The organism is Pontibacillus marinus BH030004 = DSM 16465 (genome assembly GCF_000425225.1).
In the GTDB taxonomy this organism is placed as follows: domain Bacteria; phylum Bacillota; class Bacilli; order Bacillales; family BH030062; genus Pontibacillus; species Pontibacillus marinus.
Genome location: NZ_AULJ01000019.1, coordinates 56,780 through 83,305, shown reverse-complemented (window position 1 = coordinate 83,305; position 26,526 = coordinate 56,780). Strand labels below are relative to the sequence as shown.

Sequence of the window (26,526 nt, the reverse complement as noted above, 5' to 3'; positions counted from 1 at the left end):
TAAAATAATAATATTAAATGGAAATTTCATTCTACCAATTAAGGAGTTCTTTATGTACATAGTAGATTCTACCGTAACAGTTCCTGAAGAAAAAGCTGATGAGTTAATTGAAATTTACCAAAAGCGTTCTCGCAGTGTCGATAAGTGGGAGGGTTTTCGTTCTTTTCAATTACTTCAAAATGATAAACGGCCTGGAGAATTAACCGTTCATATGGAATGGGAATCCAAAGAAGATTATATGAAGTGGGCAACGAGTGAAGAGTTTCAAAAAATTCATGAATTAGAAAAAAATTATCCAGACCAAGAACTAGCTAACATTCCACCAAAAGTTAAAAAGTATAAGGTTGTAGCAGAATGAAGACATTAGAAAAAGAGAAGATCGTCCACCAAGTTGTTGATGAAATTTATGAAGCATTTCCTTTTCTGTGGGAGAAGTTCGGTGAAAATGGTCGAGAGCGTACAGCTGAAGATAATTACCATCACCTCGATCATCTTGAGACAACTTATCATTTACAAGATATTTCGTTCTTTTTAGACTATACAGATTGGTTAAACAGAGTGTTAACAAGTAGAAATGTTGGAACTCCTATCATCATTGATAATTACCAACGTCTTAAAACGGCTGTTCAGCTATTAGAAGATTCAGATGAAGAAGCCGCTTATCAATATTATTTAGATAAGGGGATCCAACAATTACAGCAAGCTCCCACAGAGAGGTGATCGAATGAGTCATCACAAAAAAATGGCAGATATGTTTCTTAATGGTGAGGAGGATGAAGCGCTTCAATACCTTCAAACCTTTCAAACCCCATTTGATCGAATGGTAGCGTATGAAAATCTCCTTACGCCGTCTATGTATCACGTAGGAGAGTTATGGGAAACGAATGAAATTTCTGTAGCAGATGAACATTTAGCTACAGCGATTTGCGACTTTGTGCTCTCTCAAGTAGATGATTTACAGTCATCCAACGAACAGGGGAAGAAAGTCCTTTTATTTGGTGTCGAAGAAGAGCAACATTATCTGGGGCTGAAAATGGTTGCTTCTATTTTTCGTGAAAAAGGGTGGAAGGTTCGTTATTTAGGACCAAATTTACCTTTAAGTCATGCACACATTCAGGTGAATTCCTTTAAACCAGATGTGATTGGGGTTTCTGCTGCCTTGTCTTACCGCCTACCAACATTGAAAAAGGTCATCGAATCATTTATGAATTTAGAATGGGAGCCCACAATTTTAATCGGTGGACGAATGGCTAAAAAGCACGACTTAACTTCTTTTACATCAGACCGTGTATTTGTCATGAAAGATTTACATGACTTACAAGCATGGTTAGAGGAGGATCAAAGAAACATCAATGCGACAAGTTCATGATCAATTACCTGTTCCATTCGTAACCATAGATCGAAAATTTTACATTTTAGAATATACGCCTGAAGCAAGCGAATTGTTAAACTTAAATCCTTCTTTCCTCGAAAGTGTGGATCAGGATAGTCATGATAAAGTTATAAAATGGGTAAATCCTGATGCCGGTAAGGTTAATATTGAGATTAATATGCATAAAGAATCAGAAGTGTTTTTAATCGATCTTTATGTTCATTGGAAAAATGACTTGCAAGCGGAAGTAATCATGATGCCCAAGTACGAAGCGAACAATCATGTTTCAGGTATGCTTGAAAAGCTTCAAAAACGATTAAACGATACGAATTTTGAGTTGTTAGAGGAAAAGGATAAACTTGAAGCTGCAGTAGATCAAAATAATCGATTATCTGCACCCTATATTAGGTTAACTACTGATACAGCCTTAATTCCTCTTTTTGGTGATCTTGATGAAAGAAAACTATTTGCCATCAAGGACCAAGTACTTGAAGAAGCTCACCATTATAATCATGATCGGATTCTTTTTGACTTTACAGGTGTAGGAGCTTTTAATCCTGAATCACTTCATTTGTTAAGAGATATATTTAAGAGCCTTTTTTATATGGGAAAAGAAGTTGTCATTATTGGGATTAAACCGGACCAAGCTCGCAAGCTAAATGAAATGTCTATTCAAATGAACCTTAAATATATGCACTCTCTTCAAAAAGCGATCGAAAAATATTGTTCTTAAAGAAAGTCTTTTCTCAAAATATGAGGAAGGCTTTTTTTATATGTTTTTTTTCAATTACTAGGTTTTATATGAGGTAAATGATGGTAAACCCTCTCTAACAATCGTATGAATTATTGATCAATAGTATTGAAGTTCAGATGTATGGAAATTGTGACTTTTAGGGAAAATAGTAGTAAATTGTCGAAACTTGCGCGTAATCAAGTTTCATTGGTCAACCTGCACCAACATATTCTAATAAAAAAAGAGGAGGCGAACGGTATGCCACAAAAGCTTATCCAAATTTATACGCACCCAACATGCGAGGATTCACAAGCATTGAAGAGATTTTTGTCTGAAGGTGAAGTTCCCTACAATGAAGTGGATGTGACAGAATCAAATGAACGAAGAAACCAGCTTAAACATGATACTGGAAACGAGATTACACCTGGCATTGTAGTCGAAACAAAAAATTTATTTGGTAAGAAAAAACGTAATACATTCTCAGGCTATAGTGCTAACAAAGGGAATATCAACCGTCTTTTACATTAATCAGAAAAAACCTCCAGTGAGGAAGAATCCTCGTGGAGGTTTTTTACGTCAAGAATAGTAGAAAAACGATTACTACGGTAGTAAGGCTAAATAGTAAAGATGATAGAACATAGAGTAACGCCTTTTTAACATGTCCCTCAATTATCAGATGAACTGTTTCCTTACCAAAGGTTGAAAAAGTAGTATAAGCACCACAGAAGCCGACACCAGCAAAAAGCCACATTCCTTCAGATATCCTTTCATTTATATGAAAAGCAATGATTAGAGCGAGTAATAGCGACCCTGATATATTGGCAATCCATGTCCCTTTAGGAAAGTGGAGTCTCCCCGTATTCCATCTATTACTTACTATCGATCGAGTGATAGCCCCTAGTCCACCGCCTAAGGCGACGATAAGAAAGTTCATGTGGAGTGTCCTCCCTTTTGTCCTACCTTATAGCCTGTCCAACTTAATAAAAGTCCACCAACAATGCTAAATAGTACATAGAAGAAGGCTAATAGTGGTTCATGGTCCATCCATAAATTGATTGTTTCAGTTGAAAAAGTAGAAAAAGTCGTAAACGAGCCGATTACACCTGTACCAAGACCTACTTGAACAGGACGAGAGAGTTTCGAAGTAAAAACGGGTTGCGTCATTAAGTAGGTCAGCAGAAAACAACCCATTAAGTTAACTACTAATGTTTCAAAAGGAAATGGATGAAGGTTTTCAATCCATAATGAGATTGAGTATCTCCCGATTGCACCAAGGCAACCTCCAAGGAAAATGGCTATGTAAATGTGCATCCTTTTCGTCGCTCCTTTAAGTACTATCTTAAACGTGAAAAAATGCTTGGGGGATCCAAGCATTTTTAAGCGGTTTGACACGTTGGGCATTTACCGTAAATTTCAAATTTATGATCTTCAATTGCGAAGTCTTGAAGTTCTTGTTTAACAGAGCTCATTGGACAAGTGTGAATCTCTTTTGTTTGTCCACAATCAAGACAGATAAAATGGTGATGGTGGTGACTATCACATTTAATTCGGAAGTGTTTTTCACCTTCGAGCTCCGTCACTTCTAAAATGTTTAGTTCCACAAATAAATGCAAGTTTCGATAAATCGTATCAAAACTAATGTTTGTATAGTTTTCTCGCATATTCTCAAGTAAGTCACGAGCAGTTCGATAACTATTTTCTTGATCAAAATAACGAAGCATGTCCTCGCGTTTATCTGTGTACTTATGGCCTTGTTCTTTTAATTGTTGAAGTGCACGATCTACATTCATGACATCACCTTCTTGTAGGAAGAACGTTTTTTTAATCGTTTAAATCCTATTGTACCTATTAAAATCAAAACAGCAGTTAAAACAATGGTACCACCTGGTGGGATTTCAAAATAATAGCCGGCAATCTGTCCAATCAATACAGAAGCTTCGCCAAATAGAATGGAGTACATGATGGTTTGCTTAAACCCTTTAGCGATTCTAATACTAGCAGCTACTGGAAGGGTCATAAGAGCTGATACGAGTAAGACACCCACAATTCGAATAGAGGCGGCTATAACGAGAGCGGTTAACACAATAAATAAGAAATGAATACGGCGAGCGTGTATTCCTGAAACGACAGCATGTTCTTCATCAAATGATAACATAAATAATTCTTTATAAAATATTACAATCAATATTGTAACCGCAATAGCAATGAATAAAATGGTCCATAGATCTGTGGAACTTACGGCTACAACAGATCCGAATAAATAATTAAATAAGTTCTGATTAAACCCATTTGCGATGGAAATGAATATAACGCTCAAGCCGACACCTGCTGATAAAATAATTGGAATAGCAAGCTCTTGGTAGGATTTATAGACTCGTCGTAATTGTTCGATGAATATAGACCCTAAAACAGAGAAACCAATCCCTGTATAAAATGGTGTAATGGCTACTCCGCCTAGCTTTTTATCTAACATAAGTCCAAACGCAATGCCTGAGAGTGTAACGTGGGATAAAGCATCAGCAATCAAGGATAATCTTCTAACGACAATGAACGTACCTAATAGAGGTGCGATAAAGCCGACTAAGATGCCTGTAAGAAATGCATTTCGCAAAAATGGTAGTTGTATAAAGCTTTCTAACATCGTCTAACCTCCATTAGTGATCATGTGTGACAACCTGAACAGGATGTCCGTAAATATTTGAGAGATCTTTTTCATTCATTTGTTCAAATGAAGAAGGGTCCCCATGAAAATGAATGTGCTTATTCAAGCACGCAATATCTGTAGCATAAGAAGTCATCGTACCAATGTCATGGGTGACAAATAGGAGTGTAATGCCTTTATTACGATTTAAATCTGCAAGCATGTTGTAAAAGCGCTCAACGTTCTCAGCATCAACACCCACAGTTGGTTCATCTAGTATGAGAAAGTCAGGCTCGCTTACTAGAGCACGAGCAATGAATACACGTTGTTGCTGACCTCCAGAAAGGTCTCCAACATTTTTATGCATGTATTCACTCATTCCAACAAGATCAATTGCTTCTTTAATTTTTTCCTTATGCTTCTTACGAAAGAAGTGTAGATACCCTACTTTAGATGTGAGGCCCATAGATACAACTTCAAACACGGTAGCAGGGAATCCGGTATTAAAACTATTTGCTTTTTGAGAAACAAAGCCGATTCGATCCCAATCTTTGAACTTTTCAATAGGCGTTCCGAAAAGTTCAATGTCTCCTCGCTTATGTTTGATTAAGCCTAATATAAGCTTAATGAGCGTAGTTTTACCAGATCCATTTGGGCCCACTAACCCTACAAAACGACCAGGTTGAATCGTGAAATGGATATCTTCTAGAACTTCTCTGTCTTCGTAGGCGTAGCTGAGATTCTTAATGTTCAGGATCGGTGAAGTCATGGGGGGACCTCCTTTCTCCTTTTAATCGTTTAATGCTTTTTCTAAGACATTTAAGTTGTGCTTCATTAATGATAAATAATCTTGTTCTTCTTTTATATCTTGTTCAGTACGAACGGAAAGATTATGAATCGTTAAGGCTTTAGCTCCAATTTCCCTCTGGATCATGGATGCTACTTGATTGGATACGTTTTGTTCAAAGATCATATAACTCAAGTTTTCTTTTTTGGTCTTCTCAATTAATTGTTTTACGTCTTTTTGGGACGGTTCACTGTTGGGGGAGATCCCGTTAACTGAAATTTGTTCAATTCCATAACGCTGCTCCCAATATCCGTATGCTGCATGAGAAACAAGTAGTTTGTTTTGATCGGCTTGTTGGGTTACGGATTTAAATTGTTCGTGTAGAGATTCTAAGTCATTTACAAGCTTTTCATAGTTCTCATTAAATTGTTCTTTATGCTCTGGTGCTAATTTCACAAGCTCTTGCTTGATGTATTTAGCCATCATTTGAGAGCGAAGTGGGTCTAGCCATACATGTGGATCCTTTCCACTATGGTTGTGATCATGGTCTCCTTTATGCTCTTCATCATGATTCTCTTCATGCTCTTCATGTTCTCCATGTTCGCCATGGTTATCAACTTCAACCTTCGTAAAAAGTTCTTCATGTGCTCCAAGCTCCATTAATTGAACCTTTTCTTCAGCTAATGCATTTGCAGCTGATTCTGCAAAACCTTCTAATCCTGCTCCTAAATAGATAAATGCATCACTTGTCGCAATTTCGGCCATCGTTTTAGCTGTAGGTTCATAAGTGTGAGCATCTACGCCAGGTGGGTATATGGAGTTCGCGTTAACGTGTTCACCACCGATTCGTTCTGTGAAATATTGAATGGGATAAATGGATGTATATATTGTAAGTCCAGTTTCAGATGAGCTTTCTTGCGTTGAACATGCACTCATTACCGTTACGATCATCATCAGCATTATTGCCATAATCTTTTTCATACATAATCTCCTCTTTTCTCTACCTTTCATGCCTATGTTATTTTATCGGAATGATTCCGATTTGTAAATAAGAATGATTCCGATTTATAAATAAAGCCAAAAAAAGAAACACAAATCATTGTGACCTGTGTTTCGATCAAGGATTACTATCGTAGTTTTTTTACATATAATGCGCCAATAAACATCAAAGCACTAATCGTCATAGCACTGTAAAATAATCCATTGTAACCTTGTCCCACAACGGTTTGAAGCGTTTCGAGAAGAACATCACGAACTTGATCATCCGATACAGATTGGAAGTTTGATTGGATAGTTTGGAACTCAGAGATCTGCGCGCTATCATCCACATATCCAGAGACACCCTCAGGAGGTAGATTTTTTTCTTTTAGATTGGCTTCAGTGCGTTGGTCAAGGTTAGAAAACGTTCTAGCAATAAAACCTGCATATAGTGTGGGCGCAAGGGTCATGCCTAGTTGTCGGAAAAGGGACGTTGTACCAAGCGCAACTCCTTTACGTTCATCCGTTTTTTCTGTAGCTAATACATTAATAGGAGCACCTAGCATCATACCAAATCCGAGTCCTACAAAGATACTGGCAATGATCATCTGCCATATAGTTTCTACCCATAATGGGAATAGGAAAAAGCCGATAAAAGCGATGATCGATGCTGTTAATAGGGTTGTGATAGGGCCTTTTTTATCGACAAGGGTTCCACCACCACCAGCTCCAACTCCTGAAGCAATAGCGAGTGGAGTGAACCAGTAACCTGCTTGCTCTCTTGGAATTTGTAAGTACTGCTCTAAAAAACCAGGGATGAAAATGACAGAGGCCAGAATCATACCAGAGAAGGAAGCGAGTACCAGAGTCCAAAGAAAGGAAGAAGTCTGAAATAATCTTATTGGAAGGAGAGGCTCTCTTATGCGAGCTATGCGTTTCTCCACTCGAATTAGAGTTGCAATTAAAACAATGGCTAATACAGCGAAGATAAAGAAACGTGGCTGTAAAAGGCTCGTTATGATATTTGATCCCTCTAGCATCGTTAGACTAATCATTAGTGATAAGATAGCTGAAGTTAATAGGAAGATCCCTGCCCAGTCCATTTTTTCATGATGGAGTTCTTGTTCTTCATTTATGTATTTAACGCCAAATAGGAGAAGTAGAACAGCGATTGGTATATTAATAAGAAATAACCAGTGCCAGCTTCCGGTTAGTTGAAGGATTAGTGCACCTACATTTGGCCCCAACACAGCTGCAATACCGTTCATTCCACCAATGACACCAAGAGCCCTTCCTTGTTTTTCTTTAGGGAATGTATTCAAAATAAATGAACTTGCAATGATGAATATACCCCCGCCGCCTAAGGACTGTATGAAGCGGGCGGTAAGAAACATAGGAAAGTTCACGCTCAGTGCAACGAGGAGTGAACCTAGTCCGAATAAGGCGATTTCAATAACAAACAATCTTTTCCGGCCGAACTGATCCGAGAGTTTTCCAACGATAGGAACTGAAATAGCCAGTCCCAGTGTATATAATGTAATGGTCCACGATCCCCAAGTTGCACTAACATCAAATGCATATATTAAGGTCGTTAAAGAAGCGGTAATAATACCGTTATCCAGTGCAGCCATAAAGACGCCTATGGCAAAGACAAAAAGCGCTCCTTTCAATTCCCGTTGCATGGGGTTCCTCCTTCTATGTAAAAGAAATGAAAACGTTTAGTAAGCTAATGAAATAGTAGCAATTATCTAGAAGAAGGTCAATTCTATATGAAAAGCCCGAAATACAGAAGGCTTGCATTTCGGGCTTTATTTAACAATCGTCATTTGTAGGTACGCCTGTTAGAACAAAACCTCTCGAGCGTTTTTCGAGTGTCACGGTTTCGACTAAATGGCGAACTTGATCAGCAATCGCTACTTGAATACCATTGACTGTTTCTACAGTATCATCTTTATGCGGCTCATCCAGAGCCACTCCTAATTGTGGACCTCCTCAGCCAATGCCAGCAAAGAACAGTCGAATTCCTTCTGCATCGTTATCATCTAATATAAGCTGAAGCTCCTGGCTAGCTTCATCTGTGATATACATAAGATCACTCCTTATGATTCATCATAAAATACCTAATAGCGTATATTCAACTATTTTATTTTTTATAGCTTACCTACAGTTAAATTACCCGTTTAAAAGTAGATTTACTCATTTTCTTCTGAACACGAATATGAATGAGTATGCAAGAGATCTATATTGCATAGTATGAAACAAGCGATAATAATACGTTAGTAAGTAATGAAAATTCATGTATTGTATATAAATTCTTAATTGTGTATAATGATACGAAATAACGAAGTGATAAATTATAAAGGGGAGTGGAAAAAATGAGTAACGGGAAGATTGTATTAGCGTATTCTGGAGGGCTGGATACCTCCATTTCGATTAAATGGATTCAAGAGAAATATGGGTACGAAGTCATTGCTCTTGGCTTAGATGTAGGAGAGGGAAAAGATTTGGATACTATAAAGGAAAAAGCTCTAAACGTTGGAGCATCCAAAGCCTATGTCATTAATGGGAAGGAAGAGTTAGCTGAACAGTATTTACTTCCATCCTTAAAAGCGAATGCTTTATATGAAGGAAAGTATCCATTATCATCCGCACTTTCCCGTCCTCTGATTTCTAAGTTATTAGTAGATATAGCAGAGAAAGAGGGAGCTGTAGCTGTTGCCCATGGATGTACAGGAAAAGGGAATGATCAAGTACGTTTTGAGTTATCGATTCAGGCTTTAAATCCTGATTTGAAAGTGGTTGCTCCTGTAAGAGAGTGGGGAATGACCAGAGATGAACAATTAAACTATGCACAAGAAAAAGGGATAGACGTCCCAGTGAATAAAGAGAATCCTTTCTCAATTGATGCCAACATTTGGGGGCGTGCATGCGAAGCAGGTGTATTGGAAGATACATCAGTGGAAGCTCCAGAAGAAGCTTTTGATTGGACGAATCCACTTGTATCTACACCTGATGAACCAGAATACTTAACAGTTGAATTTGATCAAGGACGTCCTGTTGCTCTAAATGGAGTTAAAATGGATCTTGTCTCTCTAATTGAAGAGTTAAACGATATAGGTGGGAAACATGGTGTTGGAAGAATAGATCATGTAGAAAACCGTTTAGTGGGTATTAAATCTAGAGAAGTGTATGAAAACCCTGCAGCTCTAATCTTAATTAATGCTCATAAAGAGCTTGAGTTTTTAACCCTTACAAGAGAAGTAAGCCAATTTAAGACATCAATTGACCAACAGATGACTAAATTAATCTATGATGGTTTATGGTTTTCCCCATTAAAGAATGCTTTAGAGGCATTTGTGGATGAAACGCAAAAGGTCGTATCGGGTACGATTCGTTTGAAGCTTCATAAAGGCCATCATGACGTAGTAGGTCGTGAATCAGCAAATTCTCTATATAATGAAGAACTTGCCACTTATTTGCAGGGAGATATGTTTGATCATGAAGCAGCTGAAGGATTTATTAAGCTTTGGGGTCTTCCTACGAAAGTATTTTCTCAAGTTCATAAAAACGGAACGCATTCATAAGAGGGGGATTGTATGTCTAAGCTCTGGGGCGGACGCTTTCAAAAACAAACGAATGAATTGGTTGAGGAATTTACAGCTTCTATTCAATTTGATCAAGAATTTGCTGAAGAGGATATAGAGGGAAGTATTGCACATGTAACCATGCTGCAAGAGAATGGAATTATTACTGAAGAAGAAATGAATCAAATCAAGAATGGTCTTTTACTGATACTAGATCGAATCCAAAATGGTACTTTTGAATATATAGTTGCAGATGAAGATATTCATATGAATATTGAGAGAGCTTTGATAGAAGAAATTGGACCTGTAGGGGGAAAACTTCATACAGGGAGAAGTCGTAATGATCAGATCGCAACCGATATGCATTTGTATTTACTTCGAAAAACGAAAGGATTTATTCATTTAATTGAAGAAGTGCAAAAGGTGATTCTGAAACAATCAGAAGAGAATGTAGAAACGATCCTACCAGGGTATACCCATCTTCAGCGTGCACAACCTGTTTCTTTTGGACATCATCTAATGGCTTATTTTTGGATGTTAGAAAGGGATAAAAGTCGGTTCCAAGATAGCCTGAAGCGTATAAGTATGTCTCCCCTAGGGGCAGGTGCCCTAGCTGGTACCACGTTTTCTATTGATCGTTCGCGTACTGCTGAATTATTACATTTTGATGAAGTGTACCCAAATAGTATGGATGCGGTTAGTGACCGAGATTTTATCCTGGAATTTTTATCGATTGCTTCTACATTAATGGTCCACATTTCCCGATTATCAGAAGAGATGGTCATATGGAGTAGCCAGGAGTTTCAGTATATTGAATTAGATGATTCTTTCTGTACAGGCTCTAGTATCATGCCTCAAAAGAAAAATCCTGATGTACCGGAGTTATTACGTGCTAAAACAGGAAGGGTTTATGGGAATTTATTTAGTTTACTCACAGTCCTTAAAGGTCTACCACTTGCTTATAATAAAGATATGCAAGAAGACAAAGAGGGAATGATTGATACAGTAAAAACGCTTGATGGCACATTACGTATACTTGCTCCTATGATTGAATCCATGGTTGTTAAGCATGAGAATATGAAATCCTCAGTCCAACATGATTATTCAAATGCAACGGACATAGCTGACTATCTAGTGAACCAGGGAGCTACGTTTCGAGAGGCTCATGAAATTATAGGGAAAATCGTTTTGTATGGTATTGAGCAAAATAAATATCTTTTGGATCTAACCATAGCAGAATATCAGCGATTTAGTCCGTTGTTTAAAGAGGATATATATGATGTTCTTCAACCAATATCAGTCATGAACGCACGGAATAGTTATGGAGGAACATCCACATCACAAGTTCAGAAACAAATTGAATATGCAAAAACCTTTCTTTAAAAAACGTGTCATGTCCCCCTTGTTTTAGGGGGATATGACTCTTTTTTGTGCAATTTAATGGAAGGATTGTTGAGAACTTGAAATTGAGAGGAGTCCGTTGCTGTTGAGTAGTTTGTTGCGGTCAGTGAAACGGCAAGCCTGTTGTTGCCCCACACGACGTGGGGTAGTTCTACGTTGCCACATGATGTGGCGGTTTTAGTAGAACCTCCATAGTATAGCCGAGCCTCCTCGTGCCTGCGGGGTCTCGTCTTGCCTTTGTTACCACGACAGTTTGCCGTTTCCTTCCCTCCACGCGATTATGGAAACTAACGGACCATAATTTGGCTTTCCCCACCTCATATTGATTGGAAATCATAGTAAGAGAAGTTGCTCAGACCCTTGTCATGATAGGATTAACCTGGAATCAGAACACTCTCTCCCAGAACTACGGCGGTTGCGTTAGTCACCATTCGGCTAAGGTGGGCTGGGAAACGGGCTGACTCCTCCGGAAAAACGGGCGAGCGAGACCCCGCAGAGAGCTTGCGAACGAGGAGGCTCGATCGTTCGTCCGGGGAAAGCAGCCCGTTTCCCAGCCCACCGCACTCCACTAAAGCAACGGAACCATACGCACTTTATCTCGAAAGCAAGTCTTCCACATAAGGGGGCTTTTCTGAAAGTAACTCCTTAATCAAATAATTCGTTTTATATATACCTTTACGGGTAAAATGAATAATGAAGAAAAAGATTGGAGGGGTAAATAGATGTTTCACTATACTGTAGAAACGCAAAAGTCATTGGATGAAGCAGTACAATCGCTTGAAGATGAGCTGAAGAAGGAAAAGTTTGGTGTGTTATGGGACTTCAATGTGAAAGAAACACTGAACAATAAAGGGTTCGATTTTGATAATACGTACCGAATTTTAGAAGTATGTAATCCTGGAGAAGCAAAAAAGGTTCTATCGAAAAATCCACTTGTGAGTTACTTCCTCCCTTGTAAAATCGTTGTTTACGAAGAAGGCAATCAGAACAAAATCGGTATGCCAAAACCTACTAAATTAATTGAATTTGTAGAAGACCCTGAATTAAATGACATCGCAAAAGATATCGAAGACAGAATGGTAGCTTGTATTGATGAAGCAAAATAATGAGAGTACCTCCTGGACATCCAGGGGGTATTTTAAATTTTATCGTAAAATCACCTTACCAAATAAAGAATTTTTATTGGTTGACTAATTATACATAACGGGGGTATAGTAAAATAAAGAACTTTAAAAGGTGGTGGTTTCATGAACAATCATGAAGAATTACCTGAAGATAGCGGAAAACAACCAGTAACACCAAGAACAGATGATGAAAAACAACTTGTTTTGAATCGTCTGAAGCGAATAGAAGGTCAAGTCCGAGGAATACAAAAGATGATTGAAGAAGATCGATACTGCGTAGATATTCTTGTTCAAATATCAGCGATTAACAATGCGCTCAAAAAAGCGGGTTTCTCTCTTATGGAAAGACACACGCACCATTGTGTTTCAGATGCTATCCAAAAGGGTGAAGGTGAAGAAGCCATAGATGAATTAATGAAAGTCATGCAACAATTCTCGAAATAGGAGGTGGGAGCATGAGTGAAGAAAAACATATGAATATCGGAGTCACCGGTATGACATGTGCTGCCTGTTCCACTCGAATTGAAAAGGTTTTAAACAAAATGGACGGGGTGGATGCGAAGGTCAACCTTGCAATGGAGAAGGCTTCAATTGACTATGATGCGGAACAAGTAACACCTGAGGATATCTCAGCACGTATAGAAAAGCTAGGATATGGGGTTCAAACCGAGAAATTAGAGTTGGACGTATATGGTATGACATGTGCTGCATGCTCCTCCCGTATTGAAAAAGTCCTCAATAAAATGGACGGTATTCAAGAGGCGAGCGTGAACCTAGCAAATGAAACAGCCCTTGTAGAATATACCCCAGGGCTTGTGTCATTAGATAATATTATCGCTCGTATTCAAAAACTTGGCTATGATGCTGAGGAGCGAGCGGCTAGAGAAGAGAAATCCTCTCAAAAAGAGGAAGAACTTAAGAAGAAACGAATTAAGCTAATTGTTTCTGCTATTTTATCTCTTCCGTTGCTTTACACCATGTTTGAGCACTTATTCGGTCTACCGGTACCAGACTTAATCATGAATCCATGGGTTCAATTTATCCTTGCAACTCCTGTTCAATTTGTCATCGGTTGGCAATTTTATGAGGGAGCTTATAAAAACCTTAAGAATAAAACAGCAAACATGGATGTACTCGTTGCACTAGGTACAAGTGCTGCATATTTCTATAGTTTAGCTGAAGCCATTCAAACGATTGGGAATCCGAGTAAAGAACCTCATTTATACTTTGAAACAAGTGCAATCCTAATCACGTTAATTCTATTAGGTAAATACTTTGAATCCATTGCAAAAGGTCGAACAACGCAGGCAATTTCATCCTTGTTAAATCTACAAGCTAAAGAAGCATCTGTTCTACGTGATGGTGAAGAACAAAAAGTGCCTGTAGAACAGGTTGTTGTAGGAGATACGATTCTTGTACGCCCCGGTGAAAAGATTCCTGTAGACGGTGAAGTCATTAAAGGCACAACTTCAATTGATGAATCCATGATTACAGGGGAGTCTATTCCTGTAGAAAAGGCTAACGGAGATAAAGTTATTGGTTCTACCATTAACAAAAATGGAACTATTCACATGCGAGCAACAAAAGTGGGAAAGGATACAGCTTTAGCCGGTATCATAAAAGTTGTGGAAGAAGCTCAAGGTTCCAAAGCGCCTATTCAGCGTATGGCCGATGTGATATCTGGATATTTTGTTCCAATTGTAGTCGGTATCGCTGTATTAACCTTTATCGTGTGGGTCACAATTGTGGCACCTGGTGATCTGCCATTATCATTAGAAGCTGCAATTGCTGTACTCGTAATTGCCTGTCCTTGTGCTTTAGGACTGGCAACACCAACATCCATTATGGTTGGAACGGGTAAAGCTGCTGAGCAAGGAATTCTATTCAAAGGTGGCGAGCATCTAGAGTCCACTCACAAAATCGATACGATCGTTTTTGATAAAACCGGAACAATAACTAAGGGCGAGCCAGAAGTAACGAACTTTGAAGGCTCTGAGGAGGTGCTTTCTCTAGTAGCAAGTGCTGAAAAAGGGTCTGAACATCCATTAGCTCAATCCATTGTTCAACATGCTGAATCTAAATCACTTGATGTAAGCGAAGTAGAATCGTTCGAGGCGATACCAGGTCATGGTATTAAAGCCACGGTGAATGAGAAAAATGTATTAATTGGTACACGCACGTTATTTCAAAATGAAAACGTGGAATATACAAACTATGATTCCTATATGCAGTCTTGGGAGGAAGAAGGTAAAACCGCAATGCTTATTGCTGTGGATGGTAAAGCTGAGGGTGTAATTGCTGTAGCTGATACCATCAAACCTTCTGCTAAAGAAGCTCTTACTCACTTGAAGGAACAAGGAATCGAACTTGTAATGCTGACTGGAGATAACGAACGCACAGCTCAAGCCATTGCCAAGCAAGTAGGGATTGACCGAGTAATTGCTCAAGTCGTCCCAGAGGAAAAAGCTGAACGCGTTAAAGAACTTCAGCAACAAGACAAAAAAGTTGCTATGGTAGGCGATGGAATCAATGATGCGCCTGCATTGGCAACAGCGGATATTGGAATTGCAATCGGAACGGGAACAGACGTAGCGATTGAAGCTGCTGACGTAACCATATTAGGTGGAGAATTAACATTAATTCCTAAAGCGATTCGGCTAAGTCAGAAGACGATGCAGAATATTCGTCAAAATTTATTCTGGGCGCTTGCTTATAACACAGCTGGTATCCCAGTAGCGGCCATAGGATTACTAGCTCCATGGATTGCAGGAGCAGCTATGGCGTTTAGTTCTGTTAGTGTTGTTTCTAACTCACTTCGATTGAAGCGAGTTAAAATATAAAATAGAGGAAAGGATGTTACGATGCAGATTACATTAGATGTACGAGGAATGACTTGTGGTCATTGCGAAAAAGCAGTAAAAGGTGCTTTAGAAGAATTAGAAGGTGTTCAAGGTGTAGAGGTTCATCTTGATTCAAACCGCGTAGACGTAACATACGATGATGTTTATGTATCAAAAGAACAAATGAAATCAGCAATAGAAGAACAAGGCTACGACGTTGTAGCTTAAATCGAAAACGTCATTCCGAATTGATCGGAATGACGTTTTTTTAGGTGTGGAAATCTTAAATTGAGCGATCGCCTGATTGTGCCTCGTATCGCCTGAATCTGTTATAAGATCGCCTGAATATAGCTAGGGACCGCTTGAATTTTGCATAAGACCGCCTGATTATGGTGTTGGGCCGCCTGAATTTGTCATCAGATCGCCCGTATCGCATAAAATTATTTGAACATGCCTTCCACCAGTAATCTAATTCATATAAGGCAACTGGTTCGTGTACCCAGAGAACTGCTGATAAGATTGTTGCATTTTTTGCTGATCTGCAGCTTCAACGCTATACCAACCATTTTTGAACATAAGGTTGTACAAATTACGTTGAGTATCTTGGGTTTCATTAAAGATAGATGAAATATCCTGATATAGATTCTGACAGCTGGCTTCATTCATTGCTGTGCTATATGCATCCGTCATGTACTTTTCTGTAGCGAGCATGTCATTCACGAAATCACGTTCATTCATTTGCTCATTTTTTGGTACTGCTGTTTCAGGATTTTGTACCTTTTTACTCTGTTGGTTGTTCATATGATATTGACCTCCTAACCTTAATTTAATGGTGGTTGTTGTTGTGGCTGAGCATTTTGATTTAAGTGCTGTAAGATTTTTTCGTAATGACGTTGGTGCATTTGACCTGCTTGCTCAAGAGAAGATTTCAGCTCTTGATTCTGACAAAAACCAGCGTAGAAATGTGCTTTTTTAGCTGCAAGTAGGTTCCAGCTAAGCATATCTGTAAGGTAAAGCTGGTCTTTTGTGCTAACCATAGTAGGTGGTTGAGGCATAATGTTCATTTGATTCTGTTGTCCTGTAGTTTGATTCTGTTGCATTTGAGGTACCCTCCTTACATAAGTCGTGTATTCTGTGTTAGATTGCCTCAATTTGATTCGTACTATGCTTTTTGAGACTTAAGTCTTATCACTTTAATTTTTCAGACTCTTTTGTCAAAATTATACGTAACTAAAATAGTAAGAATTTTATACACGTTTTGTCGAAATTGATGATAAAATGTAAGTGGTTACATGATTGTCATAATAGGAATTGCGCCATCATCAATAACAATTGATGAATAGGGAGGGGTCAAGATGGAGCAATTATTACGAAATTTCTTTCTATTTTTATCAAAGAATAAAATGTTTACAAAATTAGCCAGGAAATATGGCCTACGTTTTGGAGCGGGTCGTTTTGTTGCTGGGGAAACGATGCAAAACACTGCAAAAGTTATACAACAGCTTAATGAAAAAGGCATGGATGTGACGATTGATCACCTTGGTGAATTTGTCGATAACGAAGATGAAGCCAAGCAACGTACAGAGGAATGTATTGAAGCGATCCGTGTTATTTCTGAACAGAACCTGAACTCTCAATTGTCCTTGAAGCTAACTTCAATGGGGTTAGACATTTCAGAAGAATTAGTGATGAAAAACATGCGCACCATTTTAGATGCTGGTAAAAAGTATAATGTTTTCGTCACCATAGATATGGAAGATTACGAACGCTGCGAGAAAACACTTGAGATTTTCAAACAGCTCAAATCTGAATATGAGTTAATCGGTACAGTGTTACAGGCTTACTTATATCGTACTGTAGAGGATATCGAAGAATTAGATCAATATAGTCCGAATCTTCGTCTCGTAAAAGGGGCTTATAAAGAATCACCAAAAGTAGCGTTTCCTGAAAAGAAAGATACAGATGACAACTTTAAGAAGATTATTAAGATGCACTTATTAAATGGGAATTACACAGCAGTAGCTACCCACGATGATGAAATGATTGAATACACAAAACAACTTGAGAAAGAACACAACATCTCTCGAGATCAATTTGAGTTTCAGATGTTATTTGGCATTCGAACAGAAAGGCAGGAAGAATTAATAAAAGAAGGATATCGCATGCGTGTTTATGTACCATACGGCGATGATTGGTACGGTTACTTCATGCGTCGTCTTGCTGAACGACCTGCAAACGTAGCCTTTGTAGCAAAAGGTGTGTTCGGAAAGTAGAAATAAGAGGGTTCACCAATTCTTGGTGAGCTCTTTTTTTGTTTAATAGGGCAATTTCAGATATATTTTGCTTAAGTACGAAGCATTATAAAAACAGAAATCAATCACAAACAAGGGTGTGAGTTATACATGAAAGCCGTTCAAGTTGAAGGGTACGGAGGTCTGGAGCAACTACAATACGTTGAGAAGGACACGCCTACACCTAAAGAAGGAGAAGTATTAATTGAGGTAAAAGCCTGTGGGATTAATAATACAGAAATCTGGATGCGTGAAGGTGCGTATGGAACAGGTGGGAAATCTGGCTGGCGTCCTGAGGGGGTTCAGTTTCCAAGAATACCTGGATCAGATATAACAGGAAAAGTAGTAGAAGCAGGATCAGGTGTGAATGAAGATATCGTTGGACAAGACGTCGTATTATTCCCTTTCACTTCTAGTGGCGAGAAAGGAGAAGAGCACATTTCAGAGGATATGTCCTTCATAGGTTCAGAATATGATGGGGGTTATGCGGAGTACGTGGTATGGCCCGCAGAATTGTGCTTTCCCATGCCATTATCAACATACCCTGAGAGTGCAGCCTTTTCTGTAAGTGGTATGACAGCTTGGCATATGGTTGAAGAAGCTCAAATTCAAGAGGGAGAAACTGTAATGGTGACAGGTGCAAATGGAGGAGTGGGGTCTCTTAATGTTCAGATAGCCTCGCAAGTCTTTGGAGCAAAGGTTATTGCTATAGTAGGGGATTTAAAATTAGAAGATAAGTTGAAGGAGTTAGGTGCTACGCATGTTCTATCCTACAAATCCGATCAACTAAAAGAAGAAATTCTTGAAGCAAATAATGGTCCTATTGATGCTGTATTAGATGTTGTAGGAGACGCCTTGTTCAATACGTCACTACAAGTATTGAAAAAAGGAGGAAGGTTCTGTACTTCAGGGTCTGCAGGCGGCCAAAAAACAGAACTTGATTTTAGAACCATGTATCTGAAACACATTACTTTAATTGGATCAGTTTTAGGTACACGCGAAGAATTTAAGAAGCTGATGGATGCTGTAAGTGAAGAGAAAGTAAAACCAATCATTGATCGTACATTCCCTCTAGAACAAGCACGAGATGCTCAAAGTTATTTTAAAGAAGCAGGTAAAATGGGGAAGATTATTCTGACACCCTAAAGATACAAAGACGTTTTCAAACTAATTTGGAAGCGTCTTTCTCTTAGATGTCTAGCTCCAGCGCCTAGCAACGAATGGACTTCCCTCGCCTCCGTTAGATAAGTCAACATCAAATTGTATTACAATTTGTATTTCCTTTATCTAACTACGGGCTCAGTCCAGTCCCTTCGTTGCTAAACGGGCGCTTACGCTTTTCTTATATTTCCAAATAAAATGATTGCGAAATGTCTGAAAATATTTTATAGTAAAGATAGGATTTAGGTCGATAGCGATCTATATATTTTTTTCGTTGAAAATGAATGAGTATTCATTCAAATGTTAGGGGGATTTAGAATGAAGCGAACAATCAAGCGAGCAGCTGTTTTAGGCTCAGGCGTAATGGGAGCAGGTATTGCTGCACACTTGGCGAATGTGGGCATTCCATCTATAATGCTCGATATTGTACCTCGTGAACTAAACGACCAGGAAAAGAAAAAAGGGTTAACGTTAGAAGATCCTCAAGTACGAAATCGAATGAGTGAAGTAAGTAAGCAACGATTACTCAAACAAAAACCTTCACCACTAACTAGTAAGAAAAATTTAGACATGATTGAAACCGGTAACATGGAAGATCACATGGATCGATTAAGTGAAGTGGACTGGATTATTGAAGTTGTTGTTGAAAACCTAGAAATTAAACAAAAGGTTTTCTCATCTGTTGATCAATATCGTAAAGAAGGTTCAATTGTCACTTCCAATACATCAGGAATTTCCGTTGAGAGTATGGCGGAAGGATGTTCTGAAGATTTTCAAAAACATTTCCTAGGAACACACTTTTTCAACCCACCTCGTTACTTAAAATTATTAGAAGTTATTCCAACTAAGAACACAGATCCCGAAGTTCTTCAATTCATGAAACGCTTTGGAGAAGATGTCTTGGGGAAAGGCGTAGTTGAAGCAAAAGATACGCCAAACTTTATTGCAAACCGAATCGGAACGTACGGTCTATTAGTTACGGTACGTGAAATGGTGAATGGTGGCTATAGTGTTGGGGAAGTTGATTCAGTAACTGGCCCAATGATTGGCCGTCCGAAAAGCGCAACCTTCCGTACACTTGATGTTGTAGGACTTGATACATTCCTACACGTGGCCAAAAACGTCTACGACAAAGTAGAAGGGGACGAAAAAGATGTTTTCGATCCTCCTCAGTTTATGAAAACAATGGCTGAAAAAGGCTGGATCGGTGCGAAAAGCGGTCAGGGCTTCTTCTTGAAGAAAAAAGGAAAAGACGGAAGCACCATTTATGAATTAAATCCAGAGACTTTAGAATATGAAGATCGTAAAAAGCTGAAAACAAGCGCAACAGAGATGGCTAAACAAGAAAAAGGTCCAAAACGTAAGCTTAAAGCTCTTGTAACGTCTAAAGGCGATCGTGCTGGAGACTTTGTTTGGAACATTGTGAAGCCAGTATTAACGTATTCAGCTGAACTAACGGGTGAAATTGCTGATGATATCCCATCTATCGATAATGCGATGAAATGGGGCTTTGGCTGGGAGCTAGGTCCTTTTGAAATGTGGGATGCAATCGGAGTAGAGAAATCTGTTGCTCGTATGAAAGAAGAAGGAGAAACCGTTCCAGCTTGGGTAGAAGAAATGCTGGCAAAAGGGTACACATCTTTTTATAAGAAGGAAAATGGTAGCGTTTACTTTTACCATAACGGCGAATATAAGCTTCAATCCTTCAATGAAAAAGAGATTCATATCCAGAGCACAAAAGAGAAAAAAGGCGTTATTAAGAAAAATAGCGGTGCAAGCCTAATTGATATCGGTGATGGTGTTGCATTACTTGAATTCCATTCGCAAAACAATGCGATTGGGTTAGACATTATGCAGATGATCAATTTTGCAGTTGAGGAAGTCGAACAAAATTATGAAGGATTGGTCATTGGGAACCAAGCGAAGAACTTCTGTGTTGGTGCTAACCTTGGCATGATCCTGATGGAAGCTCAAGACTTCAACTTCATGGAAATTGAAATGGTCGTGAAGCAATTCCAAAATGCCATGATGAATATCAAATATTCTGAAAAGCCTGTTGTGGCAGCACCATTCGGCATGACACTTGGCGGAGGAACAGAAATTACATTACCAACGAGTGCGGTTCAAGCTTCACAAGAAACGTATATGGGGCTAGTGGAACCAGGAGTTGGCTTAATCCCAGGTGGAGGCGGTAACAAAGAGCTTTATATTAAACACCTGCGTGGTATTCCTGATTCCGTTGATTTTGACCTTCAAAAAGTTGCAAATGAAGTATTTGAAAAGATTGCAACAGCCAAAGTCTCTACATCAGCTGAGGAAGCACGTGAGCTTGGTTACCTAGACCAGATGGATGCTATCAGCGTAAATGGTGATCATCTTTTACATGATGCAAAACAAAAAGTGTTGGGTCTTGCTAAAGCAGGTTATCAACCACCAAAACGTAAGAAGATCCCGGTTGTTGGTGAACAAGGATATGCCACCATGCTTCTTGGTGCTAAAACAATGGGATTCGGCGGATATGCATCAGAACATGATATAAAGATTGCACAAAAACTTGCCAATGTTTTAGCGGGAGGAAAAGTAGCTGCTGGAACGTTAGTAGATGAACAATATTTATTGGACTTAGAGCGTGAAGCATTCTTAAGTCTCGTAGGTGAGCCTAAGACACAACAACGTATGCAACACATGTTAATGAAAGGTAAGCCACTACGTAACTAAAGGGGGAAGGATCGTGAAGGAAGCTGTAATCGTAGCAGGTGCTCGTACACCTGTTGGGAAAGCAAGTAAAGGAACGTTAGCGAATACAAGACCAGATGATTTAGCGGCATTAACGATAAAAGAAACATTAAAACGAGCTGGAAACTACGATGGCAACATAGATGATGTCATTATCGGTTGTGCGATTCCAGAAGCTGAGCAAGGGACGAACATGGCTAGAAGCATTGCAGCTTTAGCTGGGTTACCTCACACAGTTCCTGGTATAACAATAAACCGTTACTGCTCTAGTGGCCTTCAAAGTATCGCTTATGCAGCAGAACGCATCATGCTCGGATATAGTGACACAATCATTGCGGGTGGCGCTGAATCTATGAGTCTAGTACCAGTGCCAGGGCATGTAGTGAAGCCGAATGTGAAGCTTGTTGAAAATGCTCCAGAGTACTACATGGGCATGGGCTTTACAGCTGAAGAAGTAGCGAAAAAGTATGGCATCACAAGAGAAGAGCAAGATGCTTTTGCAGTAAAAAGTCACGAGAAAGCGGCTAAAGCGATACAAGAAGGAAAGTTTCAGGATGAGATCGTTCCAGTCGACGTGATTCACAGAACGCTTGGAGGCGACAACAAGCTTCAAGAAAAAGAAGTTCAGTTTAGCGTGGATGAAGGTGTTCGACCTGATACAAACATGGAAGGACTTGCGAAGTTACGTCCTGCTTTCTCAGTAGGAGGTACAGTAACAGCGGGGAACTCCTCTCAAATGAGTGATGGTGCTGCATCCGTACTTATTATGGAACGTGAAAAGGCAGAAGCTGAAGGTTTAACGCCTCTTGTGAAGTTTCATTCTTTTGCTGTAGCAGGAGTTGAACCTGAAATTATGGGTGTTGGACCTGTTAAGGCGATTCCGAAGGCATTAAAGCTTGCTGGTTTAAGTCAGGAAGATATCGGATTGTTTGAATTAAATGAAGCATTCGCTTCTCAATCCGTTCAAGTCATCCGTGAATTGGGACTTGATGAAAATAAAGTGAATGTAAACGGAGGAGCTATTGCACTTGGTCACCCACTAGGCTGTACAGGTACAAAGCTAACCTTAAGTTTAATGCACGAAATGAAGCGTCGTAATGAGAAATATGGTGTTGTAACCATGTGTATTGGTGGCGGAATGGGCGCTGCTGGAGTATTTGAACTTATCTAAAGGAGGAAACCCTTATGAGTGAAACAAAAGAACAAGTGTTTAAAGGCGGAGCGTTTATCATTGAGGATCTAGAAGCAGAGGATATCATCACCCCTGAAGATTTTAATGATGAACACAAAATGATTGCAAAAACTACGGAAGATTTTGTAATGGGGGAAGTTGTACCAAAAATCCCTAATCTTGAAAATCATGAATTTGAGCATTCCGTAAACTTGCTAAAACAAGCTGGAGAATTAGGTCTTTTAGGTGCTGATGTGCCAGAAGAATATGGTGGATTAGGCCTTGATAAAATCAGTTCATCCTTAATCACTGAAAAATTCTCTCTAGCTGGAGGATTCTCCGTTACGCATGGTGCTCACGTAGGAATCGGATCCCTGCCAATTGTTTTCTTCGGTAATGAAGATCAAAAGCAAAAGTATTTACCTGCACTAGCTACAGGTGAAAAGTTAGCTGCTTATGCGTTAACAGAGCCAGGTTCAGGTTCAGATGCTCTAGGTGCTAAAACAACAGCGAAATTAAATGAAGCTGGAACGCACTACATTTTAAATGGTGAGAAACAATGGATTACAAACTCTGCATTTGCTGATGTGTTCGTTGTCTATGCAAAAGTTGATGGAGATAAATTCACAGCTTTCATTGTAGAACGTGATTATAATGGAGTTTCTACAGGCCCTGAAGAAAAGAAAATGGGGATTAAGAGCTCAAGTACGCGTACATTGATTCTTGAAGATGCTGAGGTACCAGTTGAAAATGTTCTTGGTGAAATCGGCCGTGGCCATGTTATCGCCTTTAACATTCTAAATGTTGGTCGTTACAAGCTTGCAATCGGAGGCGTTGGTGGATCGAAACGTGCTCTAGAATTAGCTGTGAAATATACAAATGAGCGTAAACAGTTCAATACAGCGATCTCAAGCTTCCCGCTTACACAAGAAAAACTAGGGAAGATGGCAGCTGAAACGTATGCGAATGAAAGTGGTGTCTATCGCACAGTTGGATTGTTCGAGCAACGCATGAGTAAGTTGAGTGAAGAGGAGCTTAAAGACGGCTCTAAAGTAGCGAAGGCGATTGCTGAATATGCCATTGAGTGCTCAATTGGAAAAGTATTAGGTACAGAGCTTCTAGACTATGTTGCTGACGAAGCGGTACAGCTTCACGGTGGTTATGGTTTCATGCAAGAATATGAAGTAGAACGCATTTACCGTGATTCTCGTATTAATCGTATCTTTGAAGGTACAAATGAAATCAACCGTATGATCGTACCAGGTACATTGTTGAAAAAAGCAATGAAAGGCGAATTACCATTACTTCAGAAAGCTCAAAGTTTACAAGAAGAACTAATGATGATGATGCCGGAAGAGCCTGGAAAAGAGACGTTAGAGCAAGAAAAATACCTACTGAAAAATGCTAAGAAAATCGGCTTGTTAGCTGCAGGTCTAGCTGCACAGAAATATGGTGAAAAGCTTGAAAATGAACAAGAATTGCTTGTGAATATCGCAGACATCGTAGGAGAGATTTTCAATATGGAATCCGCTGTCCTACGTACTGAAAAAGCAATTAATAAAACAGGCGAAGAGAAGAACCAACACAAACTTCTTATGACTCAAGTTTTCGTTCAGGAAGCATTCAACCGTATTGAAGCTCATGCTAAGGAAACGCTTATTGCTAGTGAAGAAGGCGATACACTTCGCATGATGCTATCAGCACTACGTAAGTTAACTCGTCATACACCAATTAATGTAATTACGAAGAAACGTGAAATTGCTGCAACAATTATTAAAGAAGAGAAATATGTTGTTTAATAAGAAAAGCGCAAGCGCCCGTTTAGCAACGAAGGGACTGGACTGAGCCCGTAGTACGATAAAGGAAACACGATGAACCTTGGTGAATCGATGTTGACTTATCGTACGGAGAAAGTATGATCGACTAAGCTCGTCACGTCCTGTGACAACGTCGATCTGACCCACGTCGTGTGGGCCCAAGTCCATTCGTTGCTGGGCGCTGGAGCTAGACATCTATGAGACAAAATATTATATTTTTTACTGAAGATAAACAATCCTATCATTTTGGTAGGATTGTTTTGTACATATCGATGTTGCCAAGATAGTCAGATGATTACAATAATGATAAAATAAAAATGATAAATAGAAGGAGGTTCTTGAAGTGGCACTAACGTTTTATTGGTACCCACAGTGTGGTACTTGTAAAAAAGCAAAAAAATGGCTGGATGAAAATGAGAAGTCATATGAGACTGTACATATTGTAGAGAACCCACCAACGAAAGAACAACTCAAAACCTTTATTGAACAAAGTGATCTTCCTGCTAAAAAGTTTTTCAACACAAGTGGTAAAAAATATCGTGAACTTGGTATGAAGGACAAGCTTCAGGATGCTAGTGAAGATCAAATGGCTGAATGGCTAGCATCAGATGGCATGCTAATTAAGAGGCCGATTGTAACTGATGGAAATAAGGTGACTGTAGGGTTTAAAGAAGAAACATTTGAGGATACTTGGAAATAGTGAGCAAAACATTTGGCTAACTTGGCCAAATTTAATACATTTACTATGAAGTAGTAGAAAATGGAGGGGTACACATGAGTTTACCAAAAGAGTTATATTATTCAGAAGAGCACGAATGGGTGAAAGTAGAAGGCGACAAAGTTCGTATCGGAATTACAGATCACGCACAGTCTGAGCTAGGCGACATTGTATTCGTTGAGCTTCCAGAAGTAGGCGATGAAATTGAAGCAGACGAGCCTTTTGGTAGTGTAGAATCTGTTAAAACAGTATCTGAACTTTATGCCCCGCTAACTGGTAAAGTTGTTGGCATCAATGAAGAGCTAGAGGATAGCCCTGAGTTTGTTAACGAATCTCCTTATGATAAAGCGTGGATGATCATTGTAGAACCATCTAACAATAGTGAGATTGACGAACTAATGTCAGCTGATCAATACCAAGAAATGATTGAAGAAGAATAATATTGGTTAAATAGTATAGACAACAAAGGGCATTCTAAGTGTAAGAGGTGATCCTTTAATGTCTAAACAAAACCATAAGCAACAAACTCAACGAACTAAAAATACCAAAGGCAAGCCTTCCGCACAAAATCACAAAAAAGAATCTTGGCGAGGAACAGCGATTCCATCACAAGTGGATAAGTATGTGGATTGTGATGAAACAAAAGGCTGGTGCTAAATAGAATGGTAATGGCAGTGGACAACCTCCCACTGCCATTTTTTACACCTTATCTTAAGTAAGCCCTTTTTAATTTCATTTAGGACATAGCAGTAGCATTTATCACACCTCATAACATAAAATAAAGAAAAGAATGTTGAGAAAACAGGTGATATGGATGGATGAATTAGAAAAAGTGATCATTGTTGAAGGGAAAACTGATAAACAACAGATCAAAAAAATTATAAATGAAAATGTCGAAATCATCTGCACGAATGGTACACTGGGTGTTGAACGTCTTGAAGAACTAATTTTTGAATATGATTTAGATCATAAAGATGTATTTATTTTGGTTGATGAGGATGATTCAGGGCATAAGCTTCGAAAGCAGTTATCAGAAGAATTACCTCATGCAGAGCACATTTATATTGATAAGTCCTTTCGAGAAGTTGCTGCGACTCCTGAGCTGGAACTGGCATCTGCCCTTGTCAGTAGAAGCATATCCGTCGACCCGTTATTTCTAGCCTAAAGGTGGT

Annotated in this window: 30 protein-coding genes; 20 read left to right on the top strand and 10 right to left on the bottom strand. The window is 39.1% G+C overall.

The window, feature by feature from the left end; translation table 11 throughout:
• Positions 1–52: 52 nt before the first annotated feature.
• The 5 genes from H514_RS0105085 (at position 53) to H514_RS22520 (ending at position 2,633) form a co-directional block, all read left to right on the top strand.
• Complete coding sequence (locus tag H514_RS0105085; RefSeq protein WP_027445991.1) at positions 53–358, top strand: antibiotic biosynthesis monooxygenase family protein; 306 nt, start codon at positions 53–55, stop codon at positions 356–358.
• Complete coding sequence (locus H514_RS0105080; protein WP_027445990.1) at positions 355–720, top strand: hypothetical protein; 366 nt, start codon at positions 355–357, stop codon at positions 718–720. The genes H514_RS0105085 and H514_RS0105080 overlap by 4 nt, the downstream gene beginning before the upstream one ends.
• Positions 721–724: 4 nt before the next feature.
• Positions 725–1,369, top strand: coding sequence for a cobalamin B12-binding domain-containing protein (locus H514_RS0105075; protein WP_027445989.1), 645 nt, complete (start codon positions 725–727; stop codon positions 1,367–1,369).
• Entirely contained in the window at positions 1,353–2,105 is a 753-nt protein-coding gene (locus tag H514_RS0105070; RefSeq protein ID WP_027445988.1) for an STAS domain-containing protein, read from the top strand. Before H514_RS0105075 ends, H514_RS0105070 begins: the two co-directional genes overlap by 17 nt.
• A 258-nt stretch (positions 2,106–2,363) precedes the next feature.
• Entirely contained in the window at positions 2,364–2,633 is a 270-nt protein-coding gene (locus H514_RS22520) for a glutaredoxin family protein (protein WP_051255035.1), read from the top strand.
• 43 nt (positions 2,634–2,676) lie between these two features.
• Here H514_RS22520 and crcB (H514_RS0105060) read toward each other — a convergent pair whose 3' ends face one another.
• The 8 genes from crcB (H514_RS0105060) to H514_RS24570 all read right to left on the bottom strand — a co-directional run bounded on the left by crcB (H514_RS0105060) (position 2,677) and on the right by H514_RS24570 (position 8,485).
• Complete coding sequence (gene crcB, locus H514_RS0105060) at positions 2,677–3,039, bottom strand: fluoride efflux transporter CrcB (RefSeq protein ID WP_027445987.1); 363 nt, start codon at positions 3,037–3,039, stop codon at positions 2,677–2,679.
• On the bottom strand, positions 3,036–3,416 hold the full coding sequence (crcB, locus tag H514_RS0105055; protein ID WP_027445986.1) for a fluoride efflux transporter CrcB: 381 nt from the start codon (positions 3,414–3,416) through the stop codon (positions 3,036–3,038). Before crcB (H514_RS0105055) ends, crcB (H514_RS0105060) begins: the two co-directional genes overlap by 4 nt.
• A 65-nt stretch (positions 3,417–3,481) precedes the next feature.
• Positions 3,482–3,895, bottom strand: coding sequence for a Fur family transcriptional regulator (locus H514_RS0105050; RefSeq protein ID WP_027445985.1), 414 nt, complete (start codon positions 3,893–3,895; stop codon positions 3,482–3,484).
• The gene (locus tag H514_RS0105045; protein WP_027445984.1) at positions 3,892–4,746 is read right to left on the bottom strand and encodes a metal ABC transporter permease; all 855 of its coding nucleotides are present in this window, start codon (positions 4,744–4,746) and stop codon (positions 3,892–3,894) included. Before H514_RS0105045 ends, H514_RS0105050 begins: the two co-directional genes overlap by 4 nt.
• A gap of 13 nt (positions 4,747–4,759) precedes the next feature.
• Positions 4,760–5,515 (bottom strand): metal ABC transporter ATP-binding protein, encoded by a 756-nt coding sequence (locus tag H514_RS0105040; RefSeq protein ID WP_027445983.1) that lies wholly within the window; start codon positions 5,513–5,515, stop codon positions 4,760–4,762.
• Between the two features lie 21 nt (positions 5,516–5,536).
• Positions 5,537–6,514, bottom strand: coding sequence for a metal ABC transporter solute-binding protein, Zn/Mn family (locus H514_RS0105035; protein ID WP_027445982.1), 978 nt, complete (start codon positions 6,512–6,514; stop codon positions 5,537–5,539).
• Between the two features lie 146 nt (positions 6,515–6,660).
• Positions 6,661–8,193, bottom strand: a complete 1,533-nt coding sequence (locus H514_RS0105030) for an MFS transporter (protein ID WP_027445981.1) — start codon at positions 8,191–8,193, stop codon at positions 6,661–6,663.
• Between the two features lie 130 nt (positions 8,194–8,323).
• Positions 8,324–8,485: a hypothetical protein gene (locus H514_RS24570; RefSeq protein ID WP_154657326.1), complete on the bottom strand. Its 162-nt coding sequence runs from the start codon at positions 8,483–8,485 to the stop codon at positions 8,324–8,326.
• Between the two features lie 401 nt (positions 8,486–8,886).
• Between H514_RS24570 and H514_RS0105020 the strand changes: the two genes are divergently transcribed.
• The 6 genes from H514_RS0105020 to copZ all read left to right on the top strand — a co-directional run bounded on the left by H514_RS0105020 (position 8,887) and on the right by copZ (position 15,688).
• Positions 8,887–10,095, top strand: coding sequence for an argininosuccinate synthase (locus H514_RS0105020; protein ID WP_027445980.1), 1,209 nt, complete (start codon positions 8,887–8,889; stop codon positions 10,093–10,095).
• Positions 10,096–10,107: 12 nt separating this feature from the next.
• On the top strand, positions 10,108–11,478 hold the full coding sequence (gene argH, locus H514_RS0105015; protein ID WP_027445979.1) for an argininosuccinate lyase: 1,371 nt from the start codon (positions 10,108–10,110) through the stop codon (positions 11,476–11,478).
• Positions 11,479–12,218: 740 nt separating this feature from the next.
• A complete protein-coding gene (locus H514_RS0105010) occupies positions 12,219–12,602 on the top strand; it encodes a DUF302 domain-containing protein (protein WP_027445978.1) in 384 nt (127 codons plus the stop codon).
• Positions 12,603–12,743: 141 nt separating this feature from the next.
• Positions 12,744–13,064 carry a metal-sensing transcriptional repressor gene (locus H514_RS0105005; protein WP_027445977.1) on the top strand — a complete coding sequence of 107 codons (321 nt, stop codon included), beginning with the start codon at positions 12,744–12,746 and terminating at the stop codon, positions 13,062–13,064.
• Positions 13,065–13,075: 11 nt separating this feature from the next.
• The gene (locus H514_RS0105000) at positions 13,076–15,460 is read left to right on the top strand and encodes a heavy metal translocating P-type ATPase (RefSeq protein WP_027445976.1); all 2,385 of its coding nucleotides are present in this window, start codon (positions 13,076–13,078) and stop codon (positions 15,458–15,460) included.
• Positions 15,461–15,481: 21 nt separating this feature from the next.
• Positions 15,482–15,688 carry a copper chaperone CopZ gene (copZ, locus tag H514_RS0104995; RefSeq protein WP_027445975.1) on the top strand — a complete coding sequence of 69 codons (207 nt, stop codon included), beginning with the start codon at positions 15,482–15,484 and terminating at the stop codon, positions 15,686–15,688.
• 240 nt (positions 15,689–15,928) lie between these two features.
• On the opposite strand, the gene H514_RS0104990 is transcribed toward copZ, so the two are convergent.
• Entirely contained in the window at positions 15,929–16,261 is a 333-nt protein-coding gene (locus tag H514_RS0104990; protein WP_027445974.1) for a spore coat protein, read from the bottom strand.
• Between the two features lie 20 nt (positions 16,262–16,281).
• Positions 16,282–16,560 carry a hypothetical protein gene (locus H514_RS0104985; protein WP_027445973.1) on the bottom strand — a complete coding sequence of 93 codons (279 nt, stop codon included), beginning with the start codon at positions 16,558–16,560 and terminating at the stop codon, positions 16,282–16,284.
• Between the two features lie 255 nt (positions 16,561–16,815).
• Here H514_RS0104985 and H514_RS0104980 point away from each other — a divergent pair, with 255 nt between their 5' ends.
• From H514_RS0104980 to H514_RS0104940, 9 genes are all read left to right on the top strand, one after another.
• Positions 16,816–17,733: a proline dehydrogenase family protein gene (locus H514_RS0104980; RefSeq protein WP_027445972.1), complete on the top strand. Its 918-nt coding sequence runs from the start codon at positions 16,816–16,818 to the stop codon at positions 17,731–17,733.
• A 129-nt stretch (positions 17,734–17,862) separates the two neighbouring features.
• Positions 17,863–18,897: a zinc-binding dehydrogenase gene (locus H514_RS0104975; RefSeq protein WP_027445971.1), complete on the top strand. Its 1,035-nt coding sequence runs from the start codon at positions 17,863–17,865 to the stop codon at positions 18,895–18,897.
• Positions 18,898–19,230: 333 nt separating this feature from the next.
• On the top strand, positions 19,231–21,630 hold the full coding sequence (locus tag H514_RS0104970; protein WP_027445970.1) for a 3-hydroxyacyl-CoA dehydrogenase/enoyl-CoA hydratase family protein: 2,400 nt from the start codon (positions 19,231–19,233) through the stop codon (positions 21,628–21,630).
• Positions 21,631–21,643: 13 nt separating this feature from the next.
• Positions 21,644–22,819 carry an acetyl-CoA C-acetyltransferase gene (locus H514_RS0104965; protein WP_027445969.1) on the top strand — a complete coding sequence of 392 codons (1,176 nt, stop codon included), beginning with the start codon at positions 21,644–21,646 and terminating at the stop codon, positions 22,817–22,819.
• A gap of 14 nt (positions 22,820–22,833) precedes the next feature.
• Positions 22,834–24,618 (top strand): acyl-CoA dehydrogenase family protein, encoded by a 1,785-nt coding sequence (locus H514_RS0104960; RefSeq protein WP_027445968.1) that lies wholly within the window; start codon positions 22,834–22,836, stop codon positions 24,616–24,618.
• 361 nt (positions 24,619–24,979) lie between these two features.
• Positions 24,980–25,336 carry an arsenate reductase family protein gene (locus H514_RS0104955; protein ID WP_027445967.1) on the top strand — a complete coding sequence of 119 codons (357 nt, stop codon included), beginning with the start codon at positions 24,980–24,982 and terminating at the stop codon, positions 25,334–25,336.
• A 74-nt stretch (positions 25,337–25,410) separates the two neighbouring features.
• Positions 25,411–25,794, top strand: a complete 384-nt coding sequence (gcvH, locus tag H514_RS0104950; RefSeq protein WP_027445966.1) for a glycine cleavage system protein GcvH — start codon at positions 25,411–25,413, stop codon at positions 25,792–25,794.
• A gap of 58 nt (positions 25,795–25,852) precedes the next feature.
• Positions 25,853–26,011, top strand: coding sequence for a hypothetical protein (locus H514_RS24565; RefSeq protein WP_154657325.1), 159 nt, complete (start codon positions 25,853–25,855; stop codon positions 26,009–26,011).
• 157 nt (positions 26,012–26,168) lie between these two features.
• Entirely contained in the window at positions 26,169–26,519 is a 351-nt protein-coding gene (locus H514_RS0104940) for a toprim domain-containing protein (protein WP_027445965.1), read from the top strand.
• The last annotated feature ends 7 nt before the right edge of the window (positions 26,520–26,526 follow it).